The sequence below is a fragment of the Candidatus Flexifilum breve genome, from assembly GCF_016713355.1.
Genome location: NZ_JADJPI010000007.1, coordinates 532,826 through 555,536, shown reverse-complemented (window position 1 = coordinate 555,536; position 22,711 = coordinate 532,826). Strand labels below are relative to the sequence as shown.

General features: G+C 59.2%; 21 protein-coding genes. 14 read left to right on the top strand and 7 right to left on the bottom strand.

All coding sequences use genetic code 11. The annotated features are described in order from the left end of the window. The first annotated feature begins 35 nt into the window (after positions 1 to 35). Positions 36 to 515: a hypothetical protein gene (locus IPK17_RS08005; protein ID WP_343417162.1), complete on the top strand. Its 480-nt coding sequence runs from the start codon at positions 36 to 38 to the stop codon at positions 513 to 515. A 578-nt stretch (positions 516 to 1,093) separates the two neighbouring features. Here the strand turns inward: IPK17_RS08005 and IPK17_RS08000 are convergent. From IPK17_RS08000 to IPK17_RS07990, 3 genes are all read right to left on the bottom strand, one after another. After that, positions 1,094 to 2,266 (bottom strand): ABC transporter ATP-binding protein, encoded by a 1,173-nt coding sequence (locus IPK17_RS08000; RefSeq protein ID WP_343417161.1) that lies wholly within the window; start codon positions 2,264 to 2,266, stop codon positions 1,094 to 1,096. A 103-nt stretch (positions 2,267 to 2,369) separates the two neighbouring features. Beyond that, entirely contained in the window at positions 2,370 to 3,473 is a 1,104-nt protein-coding gene (locus IPK17_RS07995; protein ID WP_343417160.1) for a polyamine ABC transporter substrate-binding protein, read from the bottom strand. Positions 3,474 to 3,636: 163 nt separating this feature from the next. Continuing rightward, complete coding sequence (locus IPK17_RS07990; protein WP_343417159.1) at positions 3,637 to 5,349, bottom strand: ABC transporter permease subunit; 1,713 nt, start codon at positions 5,347 to 5,349, stop codon at positions 3,637 to 3,639. Positions 5,350 to 5,721: 372 nt separating this feature from the next. Between IPK17_RS07990 and IPK17_RS07985 the strand changes: the two genes are divergently transcribed. The 6 genes from IPK17_RS07985 to IPK17_RS07960 all read left to right on the top strand — a co-directional run bounded on the left by IPK17_RS07985 (position 5,722) and on the right by IPK17_RS07960 (position 11,055). Next, complete coding sequence (locus IPK17_RS07985) at positions 5,722 to 6,249, top strand: DinB family protein (RefSeq protein ID WP_343417158.1); 528 nt, start codon at positions 5,722 to 5,724, stop codon at positions 6,247 to 6,249. A 293-nt stretch (positions 6,250 to 6,542) separates the two neighbouring features. Beyond that, a complete protein-coding gene (locus IPK17_RS07980; RefSeq protein WP_343417157.1) occupies positions 6,543 to 7,961 on the top strand; it encodes a sensor histidine kinase in 1,419 nt (472 codons plus the stop codon). 3 nt (positions 7,962 to 7,964) lie between these two features. Beyond that, a complete protein-coding gene (locus IPK17_RS07975) occupies positions 7,965 to 9,416 on the top strand; it encodes an ATP-binding protein (RefSeq protein ID WP_343417156.1) in 1,452 nt (483 codons plus the stop codon). 201 nt (positions 9,417 to 9,617) lie between these two features. Then, positions 9,618 to 10,214 carry a HEAT repeat domain-containing protein gene (locus IPK17_RS07970; RefSeq protein ID WP_343417155.1) on the top strand — a complete coding sequence of 199 codons (597 nt, stop codon included), beginning with the start codon at positions 9,618 to 9,620 and terminating at the stop codon, positions 10,212 to 10,214. Between the two features lie 27 nt (positions 10,215 to 10,241). Then, positions 10,242 to 10,652: a response regulator gene (locus IPK17_RS07965; RefSeq protein ID WP_343417154.1), complete on the top strand. Its 411-nt coding sequence runs from the start codon at positions 10,242 to 10,244 to the stop codon at positions 10,650 to 10,652. A 16-nt stretch (positions 10,653 to 10,668) separates the two neighbouring features. After that, a complete protein-coding gene (locus IPK17_RS07960; RefSeq protein ID WP_343417153.1) occupies positions 10,669 to 11,055 on the top strand; it encodes a response regulator in 387 nt (128 codons plus the stop codon). An 11-nt stretch (positions 11,056 to 11,066) separates the two neighbouring features. On the opposite strand, the gene IPK17_RS07955 is transcribed toward IPK17_RS07960, so the two are convergent. After that, entirely contained in the window at positions 11,067 to 11,777 is a 711-nt protein-coding gene (locus tag IPK17_RS07955; protein WP_343417152.1) for a DUF6062 family protein, read from the bottom strand. 314 nt (positions 11,778 to 12,091) lie between these two features. Between IPK17_RS07955 and IPK17_RS07950 the strand changes: the two genes are divergently transcribed. From IPK17_RS07950 to IPK17_RS07920, 7 genes are all read left to right on the top strand, one after another. Beyond that, positions 12,092 to 12,310 carry a cold-shock protein gene (locus tag IPK17_RS07950; RefSeq protein ID WP_343417151.1) on the top strand — a complete coding sequence of 73 codons (219 nt, stop codon included), beginning with the start codon at positions 12,092 to 12,094 and terminating at the stop codon, positions 12,308 to 12,310. A gap of 189 nt (positions 12,311 to 12,499) precedes the next feature. Continuing rightward, the gene (locus IPK17_RS07945; RefSeq protein ID WP_343417150.1) at positions 12,500 to 12,874 is read left to right on the top strand and encodes a hypothetical protein; all 375 of its coding nucleotides are present in this window, start codon (positions 12,500 to 12,502) and stop codon (positions 12,872 to 12,874) included. A gap of 555 nt (positions 12,875 to 13,429) precedes the next feature. Next, complete coding sequence (locus IPK17_RS07940; RefSeq protein ID WP_343417149.1) at positions 13,430 to 15,229, top strand: multicopper oxidase family protein; 1,800 nt, start codon at positions 13,430 to 13,432, stop codon at positions 15,227 to 15,229. Between the two features lie 371 nt (positions 15,230 to 15,600). Continuing rightward, positions 15,601 to 16,647: a LacI family DNA-binding transcriptional regulator gene (locus IPK17_RS07935; RefSeq protein WP_343417148.1), complete on the top strand. Its 1,047-nt coding sequence runs from the start codon at positions 15,601 to 15,603 to the stop codon at positions 16,645 to 16,647. Between the two features lie 12 nt (positions 16,648 to 16,659). Next, complete coding sequence (locus tag IPK17_RS07930; protein ID WP_343417147.1) at positions 16,660 to 17,955, top strand: alpha-glucosidase/alpha-galactosidase; 1,296 nt, start codon at positions 16,660 to 16,662, stop codon at positions 17,953 to 17,955. Positions 17,956 to 18,364: 409 nt separating this feature from the next. Then, entirely contained in the window at positions 18,365 to 19,282 is a 918-nt protein-coding gene (locus IPK17_RS07925) for an aldo/keto reductase (protein ID WP_343417146.1), read from the top strand. Between the two features lie 205 nt (positions 19,283 to 19,487). Next, positions 19,488 to 20,822, top strand: coding sequence for a PAS domain-containing sensor histidine kinase (locus tag IPK17_RS07920; protein WP_343417145.1), 1,335 nt, complete (start codon positions 19,488 to 19,490; stop codon positions 20,820 to 20,822). Here IPK17_RS07920 and IPK17_RS07915 read toward each other — a convergent pair. The 3 genes from IPK17_RS07915 to IPK17_RS07905 all read right to left on the bottom strand — a co-directional run bounded on the left by IPK17_RS07915 (position 20,819) and on the right by IPK17_RS07905 (position 22,711). After that, positions 20,819 to 21,163 (bottom strand): hypothetical protein, encoded by a 345-nt coding sequence (locus IPK17_RS07915; RefSeq protein WP_343417144.1) that lies wholly within the window; start codon positions 21,161 to 21,163, stop codon positions 20,819 to 20,821. The genes IPK17_RS07920 and IPK17_RS07915 overlap by 4 nt on opposite strands. Positions 21,164 to 21,249: 86 nt before the next feature. Then, positions 21,250 to 21,957 (bottom strand): ABC transporter ATP-binding protein, encoded by a 708-nt coding sequence (locus IPK17_RS07910; RefSeq protein WP_343417143.1) that lies wholly within the window; start codon positions 21,955 to 21,957, stop codon positions 21,250 to 21,252. Continuing rightward, positions 21,944 to 22,711, bottom strand: a complete 768-nt coding sequence (locus IPK17_RS07905) for an ABC transporter ATP-binding protein (protein ID WP_343417142.1) — start codon at positions 22,709 to 22,711, stop codon at positions 21,944 to 21,946. The genes IPK17_RS07910 and IPK17_RS07905 overlap by 14 nt, the downstream gene beginning before the upstream one ends.

The following is a 22,711-nucleotide window of genomic DNA, read 5'->3' as shown; positions in this document are numbered from 1 at the left end:
GAACCAACGTCGAGCTCTTGCATGGAGAAAGTACAATGCCGGTTGGATTAGCCTGGTTGGTTGAAGGGAAGTTGATTCTGGCGAAGGGGTGGCACGCTCTGCGGGCAGACGAACTACCCGATTTTGATGAACGCGTGTTGGCCACAATCGATCAGGTGTCCGGTTCGCTCCTGCACGGCATTCACGACTACTCTGAAGTCGAAACGATGCCGCGCATTCAGGATTTGTCGAAACTGAAGTCGGGGCGTCATCCTAAAATCGGTTGGGTCGTCGTCATCGGTTTAGATGATCGCTTGCTCAAGTTTTTTGTTTCGACCACGCTCCAAATCTTTGGGGTTCGTATCCGCTTCATGGATAACATGGAGGCGGCGCTGGCCTTTTTACAGGAGGTTGATAGTACGCTGCCCGATTTATCACAAATCGATATCCCTGCGGCCCAGCGTCGCGCCTATGAACAGATTCGGCAGCAGATTGACCCCGCGCAGCAGATCCATTTCCCCGAACCTAAGGTGTAAGGCAGGGAAATGTATTGCTCTAAATGCTGCATCCCGTAAATGATTCAAGTCGTAGGGGCAGACCGATGTGTCTGCCCGACTGAGGGCGCACACACAGGTGCGCCCCTACGGAAAAACATCGTCATTTTCGAAGACTTGTCGGACGGAGCACTAAAGTAGGTTCTCGAAATTCGGGCAGACTGCTGTGTCTGCCCGGTTTTGGGCGCACACACGAGGGTGTTGAAAAAGGTCAGGTCAGCTTCTGACCCCACCCCCGGCCCTAACAGGGGTAGGTTTTTTATGCTTCCCCATCGAATACGGTTTTCTTCGCTGAGAACCTGTAGGGACGAGGCATGCCTCGTCCGGTTTTTCCTCTGGATTAGGCAATAGATCGGTTGTCTGTGAAAGCAAAAGAGGTGGTTTAACGGATAGGGTGGTTGTGTGAGCACAGGAGGACGAGGCATGCCTCGTCCCTACAATTAAAAACCTACCCCTGAGAGCACCCCCGGTCCCTCCCCGAGTTCAAGGAGCGGAGACAGCAAAAACAGGACGAGGGGCGGCCTCGTCCTGTTCACAAGCAAATTCGGGGGGCGGCGGGCTTACTCGGTCAGCACGCGGGCGTTTTCCGTCGCCCAGAAGACCATGACTTTATCACCGTTTTCGAAACGGGTGTCGTAGCGCGACCCGAAATTCTGGATACGCACGACGAGGTCGGTCTTTTCGCCGATGCGGACGGTGTAGCGCGTGTCCGTGCCGATGTAATTCGAGAAGGTGATCACGCCGGGGACAAACGTCTTGTCTTTTTCCGACTTGACCGCCTGCAGGACTTCGGCGGCTTCGACGCTGGTCGCTTCCATGCTGCCGTTGCCCGGGAGCAAGCTGATCTTCTCCGGGCGCACGGCGACCGTCACCTGCTGCCCTTCTTGCAGGTGATCGCCTTCGGGGAGCACGGCTTCGATCACGGTGTCCGCGCCGAGGTTCACGAGCGCGCACAGATCGCGGAAGGTGCTGTAGCGGCCTTCGACAAAGTTGGTCTCGCCGATGAAGTCCGCGACGAAGCGCGTGCGCGGCGTCTCGTAGATCTCTTCCGGCGAGCCGACTTGCAGCACCACGCCGTGATCCATGACGGCGATGCGGTCGCACATCGTCAGCGCTTCTTCCTGATCATGCGTAACGTACACAAAGGTGATGCCCAACTGGTGCTGCATGCTCATCAGCTCGTACTGCATGGCTTTACGCAGCTTGAGGTCGAGCGCGCCGAGCGGTTCGTCGAGCAGGAGCACGGCGGGGCGCTTGACGAGCGCGCGGGCGAGCGCCACACGCTGCTGCTGACCGCCGGAAAGCTGGCGCGGTTTGCGGTCGAACTGGGTGAGGCGCACAAGGTCGAGCGCTTCTTTGGCGCGCTTTTCCGCTTCCGCGCGGGGCACGCCTTCCATTTCGAGGCCGAACATGACGTTTTGCAGCACGGTCATGTGCGGGAACAGCGCGTAATCTTGAAATACGGTGTTAACAGGACGGTGGAACGGGGGGACGCCCTGCACTGGCTTGCCGCGCAAGAGGATCTCGCCGCTGGAGGGTTCTTCGAAACCGGCAATCATGCGCAGAGTCGTGGTCTTGCCGCAGCCGCTCGGCCCCAGCATGGCGAAGAACTCGCCTTCGTAGATCTCCATCGAGACGTTATCGACGGCGCGCATGCCCGCTTCCCCACCGCGACCGGGAAACTCTTTGATGATGTTTTTTAGTTCAATGGCGACTTGTTGTTTCTGGCTCATTTCTCTCCACCGCCCCCTAAACAGATGTCAGGGGCGATCAGTCGTGATCACCCCCGAAAGTGTAAGGGCGCATGTGCTGCGCCCTTACAAGATATCGATGAAATTAGCGACCGAGCAGGATCTTCACTTCGTCCCACGCATCGCCGTAAGCCTGTTCCGCATCGGAGGAGACGGCCAGCGTCGTAAACGAACTGGCGATCGTTTCTTCGGTCGGGTAGACAATCGGGTTGTCGAGGTATTCCGGCAGAATCAGCTCGGCATCAATCGCGGCCTGATTCGGGCTGGCGTAGGCGGTGTAGTTGCTGATGTCCGCGCCGACCTGCGCATCATAGATGTAGTCCATGAAGACGTGCGCGAGTTCGGGATTCGGTGCGCCGACCGGAATAGCGAGGTTGTCGACCCACACCTGACCACCGGGTTCCGGCAGCACATAGTGGAAGTCTTCGCATTCGCAGTCCACGCCGATCTGGAAGATGTCGCCGCTGTATTCGATGGCGATATCGACATCACCGCGCTGCAGGAGCGCCTGACCGTCGTCCGCCGCGATGGCGACCACGTTGCCGCCGTTTTCCACGAGGAAGTCACGCGCCGCGGCGATTTCGTCCGGGTTTTCGCTGTTCGCGTCAAAGCCGAGGATGGTCAGCGCCACGCCGAACATGAAGCGCGGGTCGTCGATCCACGCGACCGGGCCAGCATAGCCGAAGACCTGATCCCACGAGGTGATCTCTTCGCCCACGGTGTTGATGTTGTAGCCGACACCCAGCGTGCCCCACTGATACGGGAGGCTGTACATCTGTTCCGGGTCGTAGGCGCTGTTGCGCAGCACTTCGCGGAGGTTCGCCGAGTTCGGGATCTTCGACAGATCCAGCGGTTCAAGCAGATCGCGTCCGACCATCGTCGCGATCATGTAGCCGGTCGGCACGACGATGTCGAAGCCGGGGTTCCCCTGGCTTAGACGCGCCAGCATTTCTTCGTTGCTGCCATAGACTGAGTATTCAACCGTGACGCCGCAGGCAGCTTCAAAGTTGGGGATCGTATCTTCCGCAACATACGTTGACCAGTTGTAAATGTTCAACGTTTGCCCCGCGAAGCCTTCCGGGCAAACCCAGGGTTCCGCGGTCGCTTCAGGCGTGGCATCTTGGGCCCACACCGGAGCGACGAGGACGAACAACGCAACCAATACCAATAAAACGTGCTTGTGCATCATTCACTCTCCTTAGACCAATACGTAGCGGGAGTTATACACCCGTTTAGACCCTCACTCAACCGACAAGTTCCCCCGAATTTTCGGGTCTTGTTTTGTGAGCATTCACTGTGTCGTGACCGATTCGGGGAGGGGCGCGGCGTGCCGTACCCCTCCAAATAGGCGGCTATGCTTTCGCGGCGTCACGGCCCTGCAGGAGCATCGAAATCGAAATCAGCAGCGTCGAGACGACGAGCATGAGTGTCGAAATGGCGTTAATTTCCGGCGTGACCGTCAAGCGCAGCAAGCCGTACACGAACACCGGGAGCGCCGTCGTGCCGGGGCCGCTGACGAAGAACGTCACCACAAAGTCATCCAGCGAGAGCGTGAAGGCCAGCAGCGCGCCCGAGATGATCCCCGGTAGGATCAGCGGGAAGGTGACACGCCAGAAGGTGCGCCATTCGTTCGCGCCGAGGTCGCGGGCGGCTTCTTCGAGGCGGGGGTTCATATCGGCGAGACGGGCGCGCACGACGATGGTCACATACGAGATGTTGAAGACCACATGCCCGATGATGATCGTGCCGAAGCCGAACGACGGCTGCAGCGCGCCGCCGCTCACCCGGCTGATGAAGTTGAACACCAGGCTGAAGAACGTCAGCAGCGAAATCGCCTGCGTGATTTCCGGAATGACGACGGGCAGATAGAGAATGCTGTCGATCAAGCCTTTGCCGCGAAAATTGCCACGCACGAGACTGAGCGCGACCATCGTGCCGAGCACGGTCGCAATGGTCGTGGCGGCGAGGCCGATGAAGATGCTGTTACGCAGTGAAGTGAGCATCAGATCGGTCGAGAACGTCGCGTCACCGCCGACCGCGCCCGCGAAGATGTTCTGATACCAGCGCAGGGTGAAGCCCTGAAACACCGAGACCGAGCGCGAATCGTTGAACGAGAACAGTACGAGCAGCAAAATCGGTGCCCACAGGAAGAAGTAGTTGAACACCGGGTTCGCCCACAGGCCGATCTTGCCGATGCGCCGCACCAGCATGTCCCGCTGGATTTGCCCTTGATCAAGGGTGATCGTGCGCGTGGTCGTGATCTGGCGGTAGGTGCGCGCCGCAACTGCTGGGTTCGCCGTGACCGCAGCGGGCACCGGACGCCGCGCCTTGATGAAGGCATTGATGCGCGCGAGCAGCTTGGACAGCCCGCCCGACTGCACGTACAGGCTGAACAGCACTAAGCCCATCATCACCGCGGAGATGGCGGAGCCAAGCGGGAAGTTGCCGCTCGTCCCGCGGAACTGCCGCTGGATCAGGTTACCGATCATCAGCCCCTGCGTGCCGCCTAACAAGTCGGGGGTGACGAACGCGCCGATCGTCGGGATGAAGACGAGAATACAACCTGCCAGCACACCGGGAAGCGTCAGCGGCAGCACCACGCGCAGGAAGACTTTGAGGTCGTTCGCGCCGAGGTCGTGCCCGGCTTCGACCAGGCGGAACTGGAACTGCTCGACCGAGCTGTAGATCGGCAGCACCATGAACGGCAGATACCCGTACACCAGCCCGAGGATGACCGCACCATCGGTATAGAGGAGCTGCAGCGGTTCCTGAATGAGGCGGAGGTTCATCAGCAGCGTGTTGATGGTACCTTCTTCGCCGAGGATGATCTGCCACGCGTAGGTGCGGACGAGGAAGTTCGTCCAGAACGGCAGAATGACGAGAAACAGGGCGATCTGCTGGGCGCGCTTATTGGTGCGCGTGGCGATGAAGAAGGCCAGCGGATAGCCGATGATGAGACACACGACGGTCGTCAGGAAAGCGATGAAAATCGAGTCGAGGATGACCGGGAAGTACACGCCGCCAAACGTACGCTGATAGTGCTCCAGCGTCAGCGGGAGTTCCACTGAAGCGCCTTCGCCACGCGTCATCACGCTGTAGGCTAGCACGATCAGAATGGGGAGAACGAAGAAAAATCCCAGCCAAAGGACAGCGGGCAGCGCAAGCGATGCGCCTTGGGTCCTCTCTCTGGGCGAATGGCTGGAAGAACGGCTGAAATCTAAACTGAACGCCATCACGCCCCCAATCGATTCTTAGGGTACGAACTAGGAAAACAGGGGCTATTATAGGGCAAATCTGGGGGGGGGCAAGTTTTGTTTTTTGCGGTGTTTCCTCCCCCTAAATTGCAGCAAATTCCAGCGATTTCCCTAAAGTGATACGAGGGCTTAGAATAGAACGTTTGTACAATCCAGAACGTAACACTATAAGGAGATGTGGATGTGGACAGCTATCTGAAAATTGGTCTGTGGCAGGAATTCGGCGCGGTGATCGACTATCTCGAACGGGCGCTCACGGCCTACCCCGAGCATTTGTGGACGTACTCGATGTGGCCGACGGGCGACGCGCCGCCAGAACGGTCGCAGGTGTGGTATGTCGCTTATCATGCGCTGTTCTGGCTTGACCTGTACTTGACGGGGACGGAAGACGGCTTTTTGCCACCCGCGCCGTTCCTGCTGATCGAGCAGGATGAACACGGTCCGATCCCCGAACGCGCGTACACCCAAGCCGAACTGCTGGACTATCTGCGCGGCTGCCGCCAACGCTGCCGGGCGACGATTCAGGCGCTCACCGACGAGTCGGCGGCGCGGCAGTGCAGCTTCAGTTGGGGCGAATGCAGCTTCTACGAACTGCAAATCTACAGCCTGCGCCATGTGCAGGAGCACACCGCCCAGTTGAATCTGGTGCTCGGTCAGCAAGGCATCCCGACCGCCGACTATCCACCGCAAACCCGAACGCCGCTGGCGTAACGTCAACATCAGCGGACGCGATAAATCGCGTCCCTACGAAAACCAATTCGGTTCGGCGAGCAGTGTTGGCTCCCCTCCCTGAATTCGGGGAGGGGCCGGGGGTGGGGTCGGAATCTAACCTTTTTAAACACCCTCATGCCTCGTCCCTACAATAGCCCGCCTCCGGTCAGCCTGTCGTCACACCCTGTCTAACTAGACAGGTGATCCGCGCCCCAAGCCTATCCCGTTTGCCAGTGATACCGGTTCCACTTTTCTTCTATAGTGATGGTAGTACTCATTGCAGAGGTAGCGTCATGAATCTTCAGCCGACAACGCGCATCGCCGATCTTTTTGTCGAACCCCACGCGACCATTACCAATGCCGACCAACGGCGCAAAGCCCGCGTCCTGGCTGTGCTCATGCTGACGCTGGCCGGAAGTGCCCTGTTCCTGATGGCTGTGCTGTCCATCCGCAATATCGAAATCGCTCAAGCTTCCGCCCCCGCTGTGCTGGTCGGCGTGAGTGTTGTTCTGCTGCTCTACATCAGCAACCGTTTTGGTTACTATCAGGTGAGTGCCTACGGTTTCATCGCCTTGAATTTCGTGATGCTCCACAGCATTCCGGTGTTCACCGGCAATGTGGGGTGGCTGCTGTTTACGCCGATGATGATGATCTTCACCCTCATCCTACTGCCGCTGCAGGCCACGCTGGTGGTGTATCTGCTCAGCATCGCCGTGCAGACCATCCTGGGCAGCACGGGGATCATCAACTTGCCCGCGCCGGAGCTCACCACCTTCACGTCGGTCGTTGTGCTGCTGTTGACGGGGGCGATCATGGTCATCGCCGCTCACTTCCGTGACAACCTGGATCGCGACCTGCGCGCCGAAATCGAAGACCTGCAGCAGAAACTGTGTGCCGCCGAAACGGAAATCGACCGCCGCGTCGAGGAACGCACCCGCGACCTGCGCTCGGCGAAAGAACAGGCCGAGTTTGAACTCACCCGCGTCCGGCAGCACGAACAGAAGAAGATGCAGGCGCTCAGCAGCCTGAGCCATCAACTGCGCACGCCGCTCAATTCCATGCTGAATTTCACCGAATTCGTGCATCTGGAAATGCTCGGCCCGATCAGCGAGCAGCAGAAAGACGCGCTCGGCAAGTCGCTGGACAGCAGTCGCGTACTGCTCGGGCTGATCAACAACGTGCTCGACATCATCAAGATCGAAGCGGGGACGATGCGTTTGTTCGCCGAACCGCAGGTCGACCTCAACGCGCTGCTGCCGGAAGTCGTCGCGACCACCCAGGCGCTGCTGCATGACCGCCCGAATATCGAATTTGTCACCGATCTCGACGAGAATCTGCCGTTGGTCGCCGGGGATGCCCGCCGCCTGAGTCAAACGCTCAACATCCTGCTGGCGAATGCCTGCAAGTTCACGCTCAAAGGCACGATCACGCTGAGCGTCAAGCACCGCCGCGATCAACTGCTGGTGTGCGTCAGCGATACGGGCGTTGGCATTGCGCCCGAAGAACAGGCGCGCATCTTCAAGCCCTTCCAGAAACTGGATCAAAGCCGCGTGTACAACGCCGGAACTGGCCTGAGCCTCGCCATCGCCCACTGGATCGTGACGGCCCACGGCGGCACGCTGACCGTGGAAAGCGCGGTCGGTGAAGGCGCGGCCTTCTTTGTCACCCTGCCGATCCAATCGTCCGTTTTAGACGCTGTGAGCCCTGCGTAAATCATGATCGCGTTCGTCGACTCCATCGGTCCGGTCTTAGACCGGCTGACCCAACCTCACCTGAGCGTGGCGGATGAAACCGACCGCCAGCGGTCGCGCCTGTTAGCGCGCATGCTCCTGTTCTCCGTCATCGCGGCGCTGATCGTCACCCCTTTCCTTCTGGTGATCGACCCCAGCGTTGACGATAACCCGGAGCTGCTGGTGCTGCTCGTGGGCGTCCTGACCGGGTTGATCCTGTACGCGATCAACCGCCAGGGCCACGTCGATGTGGCGGTGGCGGGGCTCATCAGCCTGATCTTTGGAGTGTTCACGTTCGCGCCCTTCATGCCCACCGCCGCGACCCAAATCATGGGCTTAGCATTCGTTCCGGTGCTGCTCACGGCGATCTTCTTCCCCGGGCGCAGTGTCGTGCTCGTCGGGCTGCTCGTGCTGCTGAGCACGACGCTGCTCAATGTCACCACCATCGGCGTAATCTTCACGTCGTCCAGCTTTGCGATTGTGCTGGCCATCGGTCTGCTCATCACCTTTATGCACCACCAGCAGACGCTCGAAACGATGCGGCATCAGCAGCTGGAAGAAGCGAATCGCAAGCTGCGCCAATCCGAAGACCGCCTCCAACAGGTCAACGCCGCGCTCGAACAGCGCGTTGAAGAACGCACACGGGACCTCGCCGCGAAGAATGTGGAACTATCGCAGGCGTGGGAAGCGGCGAAGCAGGCCGATCTCGTGAAGTCGCAGTTTCTGGCCAGTATGAGCCACGAACTGCGCACCCCGCTCAATTCGGTGCTGAATTTCACCGAATTCGTCAACATGGGCATGCTCGGCCCGATCAACGAGCGCCAGCACGACGCGCTGACCAAAGCGCTCGACAGCGGACGCCACCTGCTCACGCTGATCAACGATGTGCTCGATATCACCAAGATCGAGGCCAAGATGATGACGCTGTTCATCGAGGAAGACATCGATTTCATGGACATCGTCGCCAGTGGGGTCGCGACGGCGCAGAGTCTGCTCAAAGACAAATCGTCGGTGCAGTTCATCAGCGAAGTCGAGGCCAACCTGCCGCGCATCACCGCGGACAAACGCCGCATTCGGCAGGTGCTGCTCAATTTGCTGGCGAATGCCTGCAAGTTCACCGAAGACGGCAGCGTCCGCCTGCGCGTCAAGCACGAAGGCAGCGCGATCCTGTTCAGCGTCAGCGATACCGGCCCCGGCATCGCGCCGGAAGACCAGACCCTGATCTTCGAACCGTTCAAACAGACGGTGACCGGCATTCAACATGCGGGTGGGACGGGGCTCGGTCTGCCGATTTCGCTGCGGTTGGTCGAAGCGCATCACGGTCAACTGTGGGTGGAAAGTGTGCCTAATCAGGGCGCGACCTTCCATGTGCGGCTGCCGGTCCGCGCGCCCGAATTGCTCCAAATGCTTAACCGGGCTGAGGTGGCCACATCATGACCGCCGCCAGCATTGCCCAAAAACGTGTACAAGCTCAGCCAAACCTGACCATCGCCGGCATGTCGGCGACCGCATCGACCCAACGCAGCTTATACCCGAGTGATCGCGCTTATACCGACGGGGCAACCCGGGGTGGTCACCGCGCCGTTACATTTTCCGACCGTTGTCTGACCGCTTGCAGCGGTCAAAGGTGAACGATAGATGGCCTACAGCCTAGGTGGACTTACGATGGAAGAGCAGATTTTGCGCTGGGTGGAAGATCTCGATAAAGCAGACATTAACGTTCGCCAGATTGCGCGTCGTAGTCTAATTAGCTATGACGGTGACATCACCGAACTGATGATCAGCATCATGTTTGAACAACAGGGGAGGCGCTCCTGGGAAGCCGCGATCATTTTGACGGAACGGCGCGACGACCGCGCGACTGGCGCGATGATCCAGATGCTCACCTCGCGGCATCCGGTGTTGGGACAGGTGGCTGCGGAAGCGCTCACAGCCTACGGCCCGCAGTACCTCGACACGCTGATCGGCGCGCTGCCAAACTGCACCTACCTCACGCAGATCGCCATCATCGGCGCGCTGGAACGCATCGGCGACCGCCGCGCGGTGCCGCCGCTGCTCCGCTTCCTGCCCTCGGTTGACCAGCAGGTGCTGCTCTACACCACCATCCGGACGCTGGGCGTGCTGGGCGGCCCGCAGGCGATCAACACCATTCGGAATTACGTCAATCATGAAAACGGCCACGTCGCGAAACATGCGCGCATGGCCTTGCAGCAGCTCGAAGCACGGACGGACTAAGCAGCACGCAGCGGAGACACAACCATCATGCCGGCTTTAGAGGGAATACGGGTGTTCTATGTCGAAGATGACCTGCGGAATCGCACCGTCGTGCGCATGCTGACGGAGCGGAACGGCGGCGTCTTCGACTATGAACAATGGGGCTTCCCAGAAATCATCCTGCACAAACTCCACCGTTTTCACCCGCAGATCATCTTGCTGGATCTGAATTTTGCCCATCAACAGACCGGCTACGGTCTGCTGCAAGTGATTCGGCAGCAGGCGCTCTTCAAGCACATCCCGGTCGTCGCCGTTTCCGCCGCGGACGCCGCGCTGGAAATACCGAAGGCCAGAGCTTGCGGATTCAATGGGTTCATCGCGAAACCGCTGGATATCAACCTGTTTCCCAAGCAGCTCGAGGCAGTTCTCAGAGGGGGAACTGTCCGGTACGCTGGTTAAGCACAGGAGTGCCACCATGGGATCGCCGCACGCACTCATCATCGAAGACAACAGCAACAACAGCGAAGTCCTGGCTATCCTGCTGGAACTGCAGGGAGTCGCCAGCACCAACGTCCGTTCGACGCGGCAGGTCGCCAGCACCATCGAACAACTGGAGCACGTCGACGTGATCTTTCTGGATCTCGAATTTCCCTATGGCGACGGCTTCAGCGTCTTCAAACTGCTGCGCTCCGACCCGCGCTATGCCGCGATCCCGATCATCGCGTATTCGGTGCACATCAGTCAGGTTGACAAAGTGCGGGCGGCGGGCTTTCAGGGCTTCCTCGGCAAACCCTTGAGTATCGAGCAGTTTCCCGATCAGCTCCGCCGCATCCTCAGCGGAATCGCGGTCTGGGAAGTCTAGGCGCTACCCGGTCATTCCCGCTGTGACGGGAAGACGCGTTCCCCTCCGGCGATCATTTCGGTCGCGCGCACCCAACTGTTCCCCTCCGGCCCCATCGGATCGCCATCCCAGCGCGGATCGACTTTATAGCGAAACAGTTCCAGTTCGGCGATCAACGCCTTCCAGATCGCCGCTTGCCCCTCGATCAACACCGCGCGGACTTCATCGCGCTGCGACTCTTTGAGCAGCATGCGAAAATGCGGCAGGCAGAACCCCGCAGACGCGGTAAACGCCGTGCGCACATTTGGCTCATCCAGCGATTCGGACAGCGTTTCCAGGTAGCGCTTTTCGCTGGCGTTGACCGCCACGCAGCACATGCAGTGTTCCGCGGGTTCGAGCCGTTCGGCCAGCAGCGCACCTTCGGTCTGCTGCCCGAACAAGCGGTTGAGCGGGGAAGCCGTCTTCTTGCTGGCGGAACTGAGCAGCGTACTCACTTCGTCCAGCACCACCTGACACAGAATCGCCGTGCCGACGTTGCCGCCGCGCATTTCGGTCAGGTGCCAGGCATGGACGTTGCATAAGCCGCGGCTCTTGCGGAACTCCGCCTGAATGGTGCGGTCGACGACGAATTCGTAGAGCAGCGTATCGAGAAAACGGTGCGCATCGCTCTTGAGCAAACGACAGATCGGACAACCGGACAGCTTGAATGCATCCAGCAGATCATAGTAGTTGAGGGTCTTCACTGGTGGGGTATCCTTTCCCAGCGGGATAGTCGCGTTAATTTACCATCAAAATCAGTCTAAAGTCGTAGACAAAATGCAAAAAAACTGATATAGTAATTGTCATGCCATATGGAATTTATAGACAGAGTGTGTCTAGTCCATACTGCTGAAACAGCATCCACTGATATTCACCGAGAAATCCACTATTCGCATGTCGACATTCTCGTGTGCGGTACGAAGTTTCTCATCTACTCCTAGAGCAACGTGTAGAAAACTGAAGCTGTGATGTATGTGGTAAAGCGGGGCAAAGTGTAACTCTTTAGGAGAGAGAAAAAATGTCGAATAATCGTACTCGTGGTGTCGTTAAGTGGTTTAACGGTGATAAGGGCTACGGCTTCATCACCCCCGAAAACGGCGCTGATGTTTTTGTGCACTATTCGGAAATTCAGAGCAAGGGCTTCCGCACCCTCAACGAAGGTGACAAGGTGGAATTCACCATCACCGACGGTAAGAAGGGCAAGCAGGCCAGCGCCGTCATCGTCATCAACAGCTAAGTCCACGTCTAACGCGTGACACCTAACGCCTCCGTTTTCACGGAGGCGTTTTTATTTGTATGCGTTGCGCTTTATCGATGTTATATTACAATTAAAATATAGTTAGGCTGGCAGGCGCTGGCAGACGCCGAGTCTCGCAGCCACCACCACTAACCACGCAATTGGGATTTCACCTCAGGAGCACGAACGATGCCGATTGAAGATTACAGTTTCCAAAATCGCATTTTCTTCGCGCGCGAAGTGGGCGTGATCACCGAAGCGGATGCCGACGAATGGACGAATCAGCTTAAGGCCCACGCGCAGAGCAGCGACCTCCCCATCGTCGCATTGGTAGACGCCCTCAAAGCCGGGCTGATCACGATTGCGGTCAGCGACATTTTCAGTCAGGCGTCGTTCACGCCGAATCTGCTGGCAGTCGTAGTGGCGACCAGCCCGCGCGTCAACATTGTCGCGCGCACCATCGGCATGCTCGGCAAGCCGGGGCACACCAAGGTGTTCACCTCACTGGCAGAGGCCCGTGAATACGCCGAAAGCCTCGTCCACCCGGAGGCGCAGATTCCATAGAACTGATTTTCCGGTATTGCTTGAAATATCTTCTTCCATGAGCAACGACGGGCGGGCCATCGTCGCCTGCCCCTGGCTGCATTCTGTCAACCGCTAAAGTAGGTTCCCGAAACAAATCCACGAACGGGGCGCACCCGCCGACTGCCCCAACCCACAAACCAGCAGGCCTCCGTGCATGTGGGGACAGGTGAATGCGTCCTAGAAGGGCAGTTTGAACGCGTTACCCCTCACCCCCCCTCTCCCCCGGGGAAGGGCCCCATGGAGGGCCGGTAATCCGTCCAAGCGCCTACCCTTTCTCCCCTCCTTTGGCACAAACGGTCTGGTAGCGGACAACCCCATAAATAAATAACACCGTCGACTGATTTGTCGAATCATATATCCAGAATTAAATCAGAATAACCAAACAGAAACCACCATTCTCAGACTCATTGGCTTATTTTGCTGGTTGGGTTGTTCGGGGCTTACCCCATTGCTGCCCAGGATTCCCCGATTCTTGATCCCCTCACGATCCCTAAGTTTGTTGATCCGCTCGTGATTCCTCCGGCCATGCCGCCCATGAACCAAGCTGCGGACGGCTTCACCGAATATGCGATTGCCGTGCGTCAGTTCCAACAACAGGTACTGCCGACCGGTCTGCCTCAGACAACAGTCTGGGGCTACGGGAATGCCAACGATCCCAGTCCCGCGCCGGGCGTTGTGTCTTCGTTCAACTACCCGGCCTTTACCATCGAAACGCGCAGCAATGCGCCGATCCGTGTCACGTGGATGAATCAACTCGTCGATAATCCGGGCAACCCGGACGCACAGTATCTGCCGCATCTGTTCGCCATTGATCAAACGCTGCACTGGGCCAACCCGGCCGCGCGGATGGATATGGAGAGCATGTCGCCCGAACCCTACATGGGGCCAGTCCCGATCGTGACCCATGTTCATGGGGCGCATGTGGCTGCGGAAAGCGATGGGTATCCCGAAGCGTGGTTTATGCCCGCCGCGAGCAACCTCCCCGAAGATTTACGCACGCAGGGCAACCTGTACGCCAGCGCCCAACCCGCCGAAGCGGGGAGCGCGGTGTTTGAGTACAGCAACAGCCAGCGCGCGACAACCCTGTGGTATCACGATCATGCGCTCGGCATCACGCGCTTGAACGTGTATGCGGGTATGGCAGGTTTCTGGTTACTGCGCGATGATGTGGAAGATGGCTTGAATCTCCCGGGACCGGCTCCGCAGTTGGGTGATGAACCGGGGACCCGCTATTACGAAATCCCGCTGGCCATTCAAGATCGCACCTTCGCGGAAGACGGATCACTGTGGTATCCGGACGAACGGTCGTACTTTGACGGCTATAGCGGCCCCTTCATTCCCGAAACCACCGTGCCGCCGATCTGGAATCCGAAATTCTTTGGCAATACCATGCTGGTCAACGGGCGCACGTGGCCGTACCTCGAAGTCGAGCCGCGCCTGTACCGCTTCCGCCTGCTCAACGGCACGAATTCTCGCTTCCTGCTGCTCAAGTTCAATACCGAACTCGCGTTCCACCAAATCGGGACGGAAGGCGGGCTGCTGCCCGGCGCGCCGCCGGAACTCGATCAGATTTTGCTGGCACCGGCAGAACGCGCCGATGTGATCGTCGACTTTTCCCAGTTCCAACCCGGTGATGAGATTGTGCTGCTTAATCTGGGGCCAGATGAACCGTTTGGCGAACTGCCGATTGAACCTGAAGCGCTGGCGAATCCCGAGACGACCGGACAGGTCATGCAGTTCCGCGTCGTCGAATTGACTGACAACGGCAACCCCGGCGAAATTCCGGCCAGCTTACCGCCGATTGAACGCCTGACAACCGAATTACCCGCGCGCACCGTGACGCTCAACGAAGAGATGTTCATGCCCGCCGATGTGCCCGTCGAAGCGCTCCTTGGCACAAACACAGATCTGGGGCTGGATTGGAGTGACGAAATCACTGAACGCATTCAGGTCGGGGATACGGAAATCTGGAATATCGTCAATCTGACCGGGGATGCTCATCCGATCCATCTCCACCTCGTGAATTTTCAGGTGATCGAACGCATCCCGTTTGATGTTGATCGCTTCCATGATGCGGTCGTCGGTGGACGTGGTCCGCATGGGGGTGATAACAATGCCCCGCTCGAAGCTCCGGATCCGCTGGATTTTGCCATCGGTAGCGCCCATGATCCGCTGAGCTGGGAGATGGGTTGGAAAGACACGGTGATCGCTTACCCCGGCATGGTCACGCGGATCATCGCTAACTTCGACATGGCGGGATTGTATGTGTGGCACTGTCACATCCTGGAACATGAGGACAACGAGATGATGCGCCCCATGCTCGTCACGGAGTAAGGCGAGTTTCACATCCCTCTCCCACGCAAGCGGGGAGAGGGATTGGGGGTGAGCGCGGTTGTCTCCCCTCCCTAAATTCGGTTGAGGATAGGACAGTTCTAACCTAGGGAACCATCAAGACGCTCGTTCGCGAGCAACCGGGTTGTGTAGGGACGCGCAACGGCGCGTCCGGTTCGCTCCCAAGTCGACGGACGCCCCGTTGGGCGTCCCTCCCTCGATAGTAAAAACTGCCCCTCTCTTGCTGAATTCGGGGAGGGGCCGGGGGGTTGCAGTCTGCCCCGTTTCTGAGTGGAATACCCAGACAGCTCAATTGCTTGACACGGTTTTGAGTTCATGTTATACATCTAATACGCATTAGTAAAGCGTATTAGATGATGAGCCGCCCACGCAAAGTTACCAGCCGCCAAGTCGCATCCCTCGCCGGAGTCTCCCAGACGACCGTCTCGTTTGTATTGAACAACGTCGAGAGCGCGGGCATCAGCGAAGAGACGCGGCAGCGCGTCATAGCCGCGGCGCGAACGCTCAACTATGTGCCGGATACCGCGGCGCAGGCGCTGGTGCGCGGACGCAGCAGCACGATTGCGTTGGTTCTGGCGCGCCCCCATCGGCAGATCTTCATCGACGAGTTTCTCCCCAAAATCCTGACCGGCGTCAGCGAAGTGACGCAGCAGCAGGGCTTCCGCGTCATGGTGGAGCTGGTGCGCGCTGATCAGATGCACAGCGTGTACAGCAGTTTGCTGCGCAGCAAAGAGGCGGCGGGCATCATCACCACGATGGGCGAAACGAGCGCGGCGGAACTCCAGCCGATCCTCGACTGTACGGCGGCGGGACTGCCGCTGGTGGCGCTCAACTACCTGCATCCCGACGTGTACTCCGTGGAAGTCGATCGGTTTGCGGGTGTGCGCGGCATTGTCCAGCATTTGATCGCGCTCGGACATCGCCGCATCGCGTGCATCCCCTACGCGGCTATCCACAGCAATCCGTATCTGGCGAAGCGGGTGCAGATCTACCGCGAGACGCTGGCGGCGGCGGGATTGCCCGTCGACGAACGGCTGATCGTGCCCGGTGAGTATGATCCCGAAACGGGCTACCGGGCGGCGCTCGCGCTGCTCGATCAGGCACCGCGCCCCACGGCGATCTTCGCCATGAACGATATGATGGCCTTTGGCGCACTGCGGGCAATTCGCGCGCGCGGCTGGCGCGTGCCCGCCGATGTAGCCGTGGCCGGGTTCGACGATGTGCGCCTGGCGGCCTTTAGCGACCCGCCGCTCACCACCGTCAACGAACCGGATATTGAGCAAGGGCGGCGAGCAGCCGATCTGCTGCTCACGTTGATTAACGGCGGCGTGCCGGAAACGCGGCATGTCTCCCTCGCTACTCAGTTGATTGTGCGCCAGTCGTGTGGCGCAAGTTCTTAAGAGGACAGAACAATGGCTAAAATCACGTTTATCGGAGCAGGCAGCACGGTCTTTGCCAAAAACCTGCTCGGCGACATCCTGAGCTTCCCGGAACTCGCCAACTCAGAAATTGCCCTGTTTGATATTGATGCCGAACGTTTGAGCACGTCGGAAGTGGTCGCACATCGCGTGGCGGAAGCCCTCGGCGCAACCCCGAAGATCAGTGCGACGACCGACCGGCGGCAGGCGCTCGAAGGCGCGGACTACTCCATCTGCATGATTCAGGTGGCGGGGTACAAGCCGGGCACGGTGGTCGACTTCGAAATCCCGAAGAAGTACGGTCTGCGCCAGACGATTGCCGACACGCTCGGCATCGGCGGCATCATGCGCGGCCTGCGCACGATCCCCGTGCTGCTGGATATGTGCCGCGACATGGAAGAACTGTGCCCGGATGTGACCTTCCTGCAGTATGTCAACCCGATGGCGATGAACTGCTGGGCGATTGGCCGCGCCTCGAAGATCAAGACGGTCGGCCTGTGCCACAGCGTGCAGCACACCGCGTGGGAACTCTCGAAGGACATCGGCATCCCGCTGGAAGAGATCAACTACGTGGTCGCGGGCATCAATCACATGGCGTTCTACCTCAAGTTTGAACGCAACGGCCAAGACCTGTACCCGCTCATCCGTCAGGTGCTGGAAGAAGGCCGCCAGCCGGAGACCAACCGCGTCCGCTACGAAGCTTTCAAGCACCTCGGCTACTTTGTGACCGAAAGCAGCGAACACTTCAGCGAATACGTGCCGTGGTTCATCAAGCGTGACCGTCCGGAACTGATCGAAGAGTTCAACATTCCGCTGGATGAATACATCCGCCGCTGCGAAGTGCAGATCGCCGGGTGGGAAGCGCAGCGTGACGCGCTCGAACGCGGCGAAGGCATCGAAATCCGCCGCAGCGTGGAATACGGTTCGGGCATCGTTCACAGCCTCGAAACCGGCACGCCGCGCGTCGTGTATGGCAACGTGCCGAACAACGGACTGATCGACAACCTGCCGCAGGGCTGCTGCGTGGAAGTCCCGGTGCTGGTCGACAAGAACGGCCTGCAGCCGACCAAGATCGGTTCGCTGCCGCCGCAGCTCGCCGCGCTCGATATGACCAACGTCAACGTGCAGTCGCTGGTGGTCGAAGCGGCGCTCACGGGCAAGCGTGAACACATCTATCACGCGGCCATGCTCGACCCGCACACCGCCGCCGAACTCTCGCTCGATCAGATTCACGATCTGGTTGACGATCTGATCGCCGCGCACGGCAGTTGGCTGCCCGAATATCACTGAGATTGACCCCGAGTCTCCGTCTCCCCTCTCCTAAAGGAGAGGGGATGGGGGTGCTAACAGGGGTAGGTATTTCATGCTTCCCCATCGAACACCGTTTTCTTCGCCGAGAACCAGTAGGGACGAGGCATGCCGTCGTCCTGGCTTTTCTTCTGGATTGGGCAACAGATCGGTTGTCTGTGCAAGCAAAAGAGGTGTTTAAACGGATGTGGTGGCCGTGTGAGTAAGGGAGGACGAGGCATGCCTCGTCCCTACAATTAAAAACCTACCCCTGAGGGGTTGGGGGTGAGGTTACGCGCCGCCCGCATCCCTACGAACCACCGCTTCACGCACGCCACGCTTGGATCGCCACGCTTTGCCGCGCTGTCGGGTATACTCGGTGACGGATAAACTTAAACAGGAATGTTGTGCCATGAAATCAGTGAAAATTGCCAACTGTGACCTCGATGCGTCCGAGATTTCGCTCGGCTGCATGCGCATTTCGCAAATGACCAATCCCGACATCGTCACCTTGATCCACACCGCGCTCGACGCGGGGATCAATTTCTTCGACCATGCCGATATCTACGGCGGCGGTCAATCGGAAGCGAAATTCGCAGAAGCGCTCGGCATGACGCCGCAGCTCCGCGACCGGATGATTCTGCAAAGCAAGTGCGGCATCCGGAAAGGCATGTTCGACTTCTCCAAAGAGCACATCCTCGCCGCGGTTGATGGCAGCCTGAAGCGCCTGCAAACCGACTATCTCGACGTGCTGCTGCTGCACCGCCCGGACGCGCTGGTCGAGCCGGAGGAAGTCGCCGACGCCTTCACCATCTTGCAGGACAGCGGCAAGGTGAAGTATTTCGGCGTGAGCAACCAGAACCCGATGCAGATCGAACTGCTGAAGAAATTCGTCCGGCAGCCGCTGATCATCAATCAGCTCCAGTTCAGCATCACCAACACGGGCATAATCGACGCGGGCATCAACGTCAACATGGAGATCGATCCCTCGATTGACCGCGACGGCAGCATTCTGGACTACTGCCGCCTGCACGACATCACGATTCAGCCGTGGTCGCCGTTCCAGTATGGGTTCTTCGAAGGCGTGTTCCTCGATAACCCGAAATTCCCCGAGCTCAACCAGAAGATCGACGAGCTGGCGGCGGCCTATGGCGTGACGAACACCGCCATTGCCATCGCGTGGATTTTGCGGCATCCCGCGCACATGCAGCCCATCATCGGCACGACCAACGTCCAGCGCGTACAGGATATTTGCCGCGCCTCCGACATCACCCTCAGCCGGCAGGAATGGTACGAGATCTACCGCGCGGCGGGCAATAAACTGCCGTAAGCACTGTAACCACGGCGGCATGCGCAGCCAGATTACCCATGCCGCCTGACCCGTTCTCCCCAGATTTCCCGAAGCGGCACAAAATTTACGTATAACGTGATTCATAACTTGCGGTATGTCCTATGAGGACGTATGATCACAGTTAGCCTGCGTCAAGCACCGCCGCAGAACCTCGCAGGAATAGCACGTCGGAGGTTCACCACGCATGTCTATGCCCACTCATAATCGCATTGCGCTCCGCACCGCGCTCATTTACCTGATCGGCGCTGAACTCTGGATCCTCCTTTCGGATTGGCTTGTCTGGCGCGAGGCCGAGGTCGAACATCACTTCTTCGTGAACACCGAGGTGTTGAAAGGCTCGCTGTTCGTGCTGGTGACCTCGGTCGCGCTCTACTTGGTGCTCCGCTACCAGCTCCGCCTACGCCACAAGACCGAAGCGCAAAGTGCCTATCAGGCGAACATTTTGCAGTACGTCTCCGATGCAATCTTCGCTGTGGATCTGGAGCGCCACATTCTGACGTGGAATCCCGGCGCGGAGCGGATCTACGGTTGGCGTGCCGACGAGGTGATTGGTAAGCCCATTCGCGAAATGCTTCGGCCTGTGTACCCGGATATGACGATCGAGGAGATCAGCGCGGTCTTTCAAGAGAAACAGACCTGGATCGGCGAATTGATTCAGCACCACAAAGACGGGCGCCCCCTGCACATCGTCGCCAATGTGAGTTATCTCCGCGATGACACCGGCAAACCGATCGGCATGGTGACGGTCAACCGCGATGTGAGCGATCAGAAGCGGTTGGAAAAAGAAATACTCGAGAAGGAAAAACTCACCGTCGCGCTGGAGACTGAACGCCGCGTGCAGGAGATTCGCACCCGCTTCATGCGCATGATCTCGCATGAATTCCGCACGCCGCTGACGATTATCAACAGCTCGTATGACCTGCTCAAATCGTATAACGAGCGCATGTCGCCCGAACAGCGCATGCAGAAGCTCGACAATATCGCTGAACAGGTAACGCATCTGCGTGATCTGATGGGCGAGGTGTCGCTGCTGCTGAGCACTGATCCGACCATGCCGAATTTCGCGCCGACTGAATTTGACCTGGTGCCGTACTGCGAAGATCAGATTACGGAGATTCGGCGCGCTTGCGATACGCACACGCTGAACCTCTTGCTAAACTGTGATTCCGCGCGGATCAATGGCGATAGCAAACTGCTGCGCCATGTGGTGAATAACCTGATCTATAACGCGATCAAGTATTCGCCGGAAGGCAGCCCGATCACCGTGACGCTGGAGGCGGATCGCACGGCAGTCTTGCGGGTCAAAGATCTCGGAATCGGCATACCCGATGTGGACTGCGCGCGCATCTTCGAGCCGTTTTACCGGGCCACCAACGTCAACGATACGCCGGGAAGCGGTTTGGGCTTGGCTATCGTCAAACAGATCGTCGATCTGCATCAGGGGAAAATCGACGTGCAGAGTCAGGTGGGCGTGGGCACAACCTTCACGGTAACGCTGCCGCTCATGACAACCGCTTAGCCCGCTTTAGCGTCGGTCACCATGCGCTCGTTGAACCACAGGTGAGCGCGTGCCAGATTCAGCCGCAGCACGTTGTCCGGGATAACGGGCAAGCCGCCCAACTGCTGATCCAGCCGCCACAGCCGATCCGCCAGAGCACGCTTTTTCGCCGGGTCCGTGACCATCAGCGCGGCGGCGCGCGTGCGTGTCCAATCGCCGTCCATCGAATTGCGACACACGATCATCAGCCACAAATCGTTATAGGTCAGCACGGCCGTACCGCCCGCGGGCAGAGGGATTTCCTGATACGTCTCCGCGCCACTGGGACGGAGAATAGTCTGGGTCTGCGCTTGATCGCTCATGGGTTATCTGCGGGGTGCCGGGGACAAGATGTCCACGTTCATCATAGCGCAGCCCGGAGCGAATGCCACCTCAGAAATTAGGCCTATTAGCCCAGATACGCCGAAATGAGCGCGCTGTCCTGCCGCAGCGCGTGCGCTTCACCCTGATACGCGATCTGTCCACGTTCCAGCACGTACGCTTGATCGGCGATTTGCAGGGCTTTGCGCGCGTTCTGCTCCACCAGCAAAATCGGGATGTCCTGCTCACGAATACGCTTGATGATCTCAAACACCTGATTCACCAGCAGCGGCGCAAGTCCCATGCTCGGCTCGTCCAGCATGAGCAGGCGCGGACGCATCATCAACGCGCGCCCCACGGCCAGCATCTGCTGTTCGCCGCCGCTCAGCGACCCCGCGCGTTGATCGCGGCGCTCGTGCAGGCGCGGGAACTGCGCGAAGATGTTATCGAGGTCGGCGCTCACCGCGGCGCGATCCTTGCGCAGGTGCGCGCCGATTTGCAGATTTTCGTACACGGTCATCGGCGCGATGATCTGCCGCCCTTCCGGCACCTGCACGAGGCCGAGCGCGGTCACGCGGTCCGCCCGCCACCCGGTAATGTCCTTGCCGTCAAACACGATGCGCCCCTGCGTCGGCTTGAGCATGCCGCTGATGGTGTTGAGCGTGGTCGATTTGCCCGCGCCATTCGCCCCGATCAGGCTGACGACCTGCCCATGCTCCACCATGAGCGACACGCCGCGCAGCGCCTTGATCGCCCCGTAGCTGGTGTGAATGTCGTGGACTTCAAGCAGCGCCATCGTCGTCTTCTCCCAGATACGCCTCGATCACCCGCTGGTCTTCGCGGAGCTGCGCGTACAGCCCGTGCGCGATGATCTGCCCGAAATTCAGCACATAGATGCCTTCGCACACCTGACTGATGAGCGACATGTCGTGCTCGATCACCAGCACGGTGATGCCGTCCGCGTTCAGGCGCAGAATCTGCTCGCCAAGTTCGTGCGTCTCGACCGGATTCATGCCCGCCGTCGGCTCGTCGAGCAGAATCAGCTTGGGGTCAGTGCCGAGCGCGCGCGCCATCTCCAAGCGCCGCTGATCGCCGTAGGGGAGCGCGCCCGCCCGCGTGTGCGCAACCTGCGTCAGGTTGAAGCGGTCGAGCAGGTGCATGGCGGTTTCGCGCAGGCGGCGTTCTTCGCGGCGGTAGCGCGGCGCGAAGATCATGGCTTCAAAAGCGGTCGCCGTGCCGCGCTTGTGCTGGCTGATGAGCAGATTTTCGAGCGCGGTCATCTCCCCGAACAGGCGAATGTTCTGGTAGGTGCGCGCGATGCCGATCTGCGCAATGCGATGCGGCGGCGCTTTGCTGATATCCGCAGCCGCAAACTGAATCGTGCCGCTCGTCGGGTGGTCGAGGCCGCTGATGTTGTTGATCAGCGTGGTTTTGCCCGCACCGTTGGGGCCGATCAACCCGGTGATTTTGCCCTGCGGCACAGTCATGTTGACGTTGGTGAGGGCGGCCAGCCCCCCGAATTGGCGCGAAACGTTCGTTAGCGTGAGCAT

Bases quoted from the DNA above. Each gene is read 5' to 3' on its own strand.
- IPK17_RS07995 (WP_343417160.1), bottom strand. From the start codon at position 3,473: ATGATGCACAAGCACGTTTTATTGGTATTGGTTGCGTTGTTCGTCCTC.
- IPK17_RS07910 (WP_343417143.1), bottom strand. From the start codon at position 21,957: ATGGCGCTGCTTGAAGTCCACGACATTCACACCAGCTACGGGGCGATC.
- IPK17_RS07950 (WP_343417151.1), top strand. From the start codon at position 12,092: ATGTCGAATAATCGTACTCGTGGTGTCGTTAAGTGGTTTAACGGTGAT.
- IPK17_RS07945 (WP_343417150.1), top strand. From the start codon at position 12,500: ATGCCGATTGAAGATTACAGTTTCCAAAATCGCATTTTCTTCGCGCGC.
- IPK17_RS07960 (WP_343417153.1), top strand. From the start codon at position 10,669: ATGGGATCGCCGCACGCACTCATCATCGAAGACAACAGCAACAACAGC.
- IPK17_RS07970 (WP_343417155.1), top strand. From the start codon at position 9,618: ATGGCCTACAGCCTAGGTGGACTTACGATGGAAGAGCAGATTTTGCGC.
- IPK17_RS07975 (WP_343417156.1), top strand. From the start codon at position 7,965: ATGATCGCGTTCGTCGACTCCATCGGTCCGGTCTTAGACCGGCTGACC.
- IPK17_RS07925 (WP_343417146.1), top strand. From the start codon at position 18,365: ATGAAATCAGTGAAAATTGCCAACTGTGACCTCGATGCGTCCGAGATT.
- IPK17_RS08000 (WP_343417161.1), bottom strand. From the start codon at position 2,266: ATGAGCCAGAAACAACAAGTCGCCATTGAACTAAAAAACATCATCAAA.
- IPK17_RS07935 (WP_343417148.1), top strand. From the start codon at position 15,601: ATGATGAGCCGCCCACGCAAAGTTACCAGCCGCCAAGTCGCATCCCTC.
- IPK17_RS08005 (WP_343417162.1), top strand. From the start codon at position 36: ATGCCGGTTGGATTAGCCTGGTTGGTTGAAGGGAAGTTGATTCTGGCG.
- IPK17_RS07980 (WP_343417157.1), top strand. From the start codon at position 6,543: ATGAATCTTCAGCCGACAACGCGCATCGCCGATCTTTTTGTCGAACCC.
- IPK17_RS07965 (WP_343417154.1), top strand. From the start codon at position 10,242: ATGCCGGCTTTAGAGGGAATACGGGTGTTCTATGTCGAAGATGACCTG.
- IPK17_RS07940 (WP_343417149.1), top strand. From the start codon at position 13,430: ATGAACCAAGCTGCGGACGGCTTCACCGAATATGCGATTGCCGTGCGT.
- IPK17_RS07930 (WP_343417147.1), top strand. From the start codon at position 16,660: ATGGCTAAAATCACGTTTATCGGAGCAGGCAGCACGGTCTTTGCCAAA.
- IPK17_RS07915 (WP_343417144.1), bottom strand. From the start codon at position 21,163: ATGAGCGATCAAGCGCAGACCCAGACTATTCTCCGTCCCAGTGGCGCG.
- IPK17_RS07905 (WP_343417142.1), bottom strand. From the start codon at position 22,711: ATGCTCACGCTAACGAACGTTTCGCGCCAATTCGGGGGGCTGGCCGCC.
- IPK17_RS07920 (WP_343417145.1), top strand. From the start codon at position 19,488: ATGTCTATGCCCACTCATAATCGCATTGCGCTCCGCACCGCGCTCATT.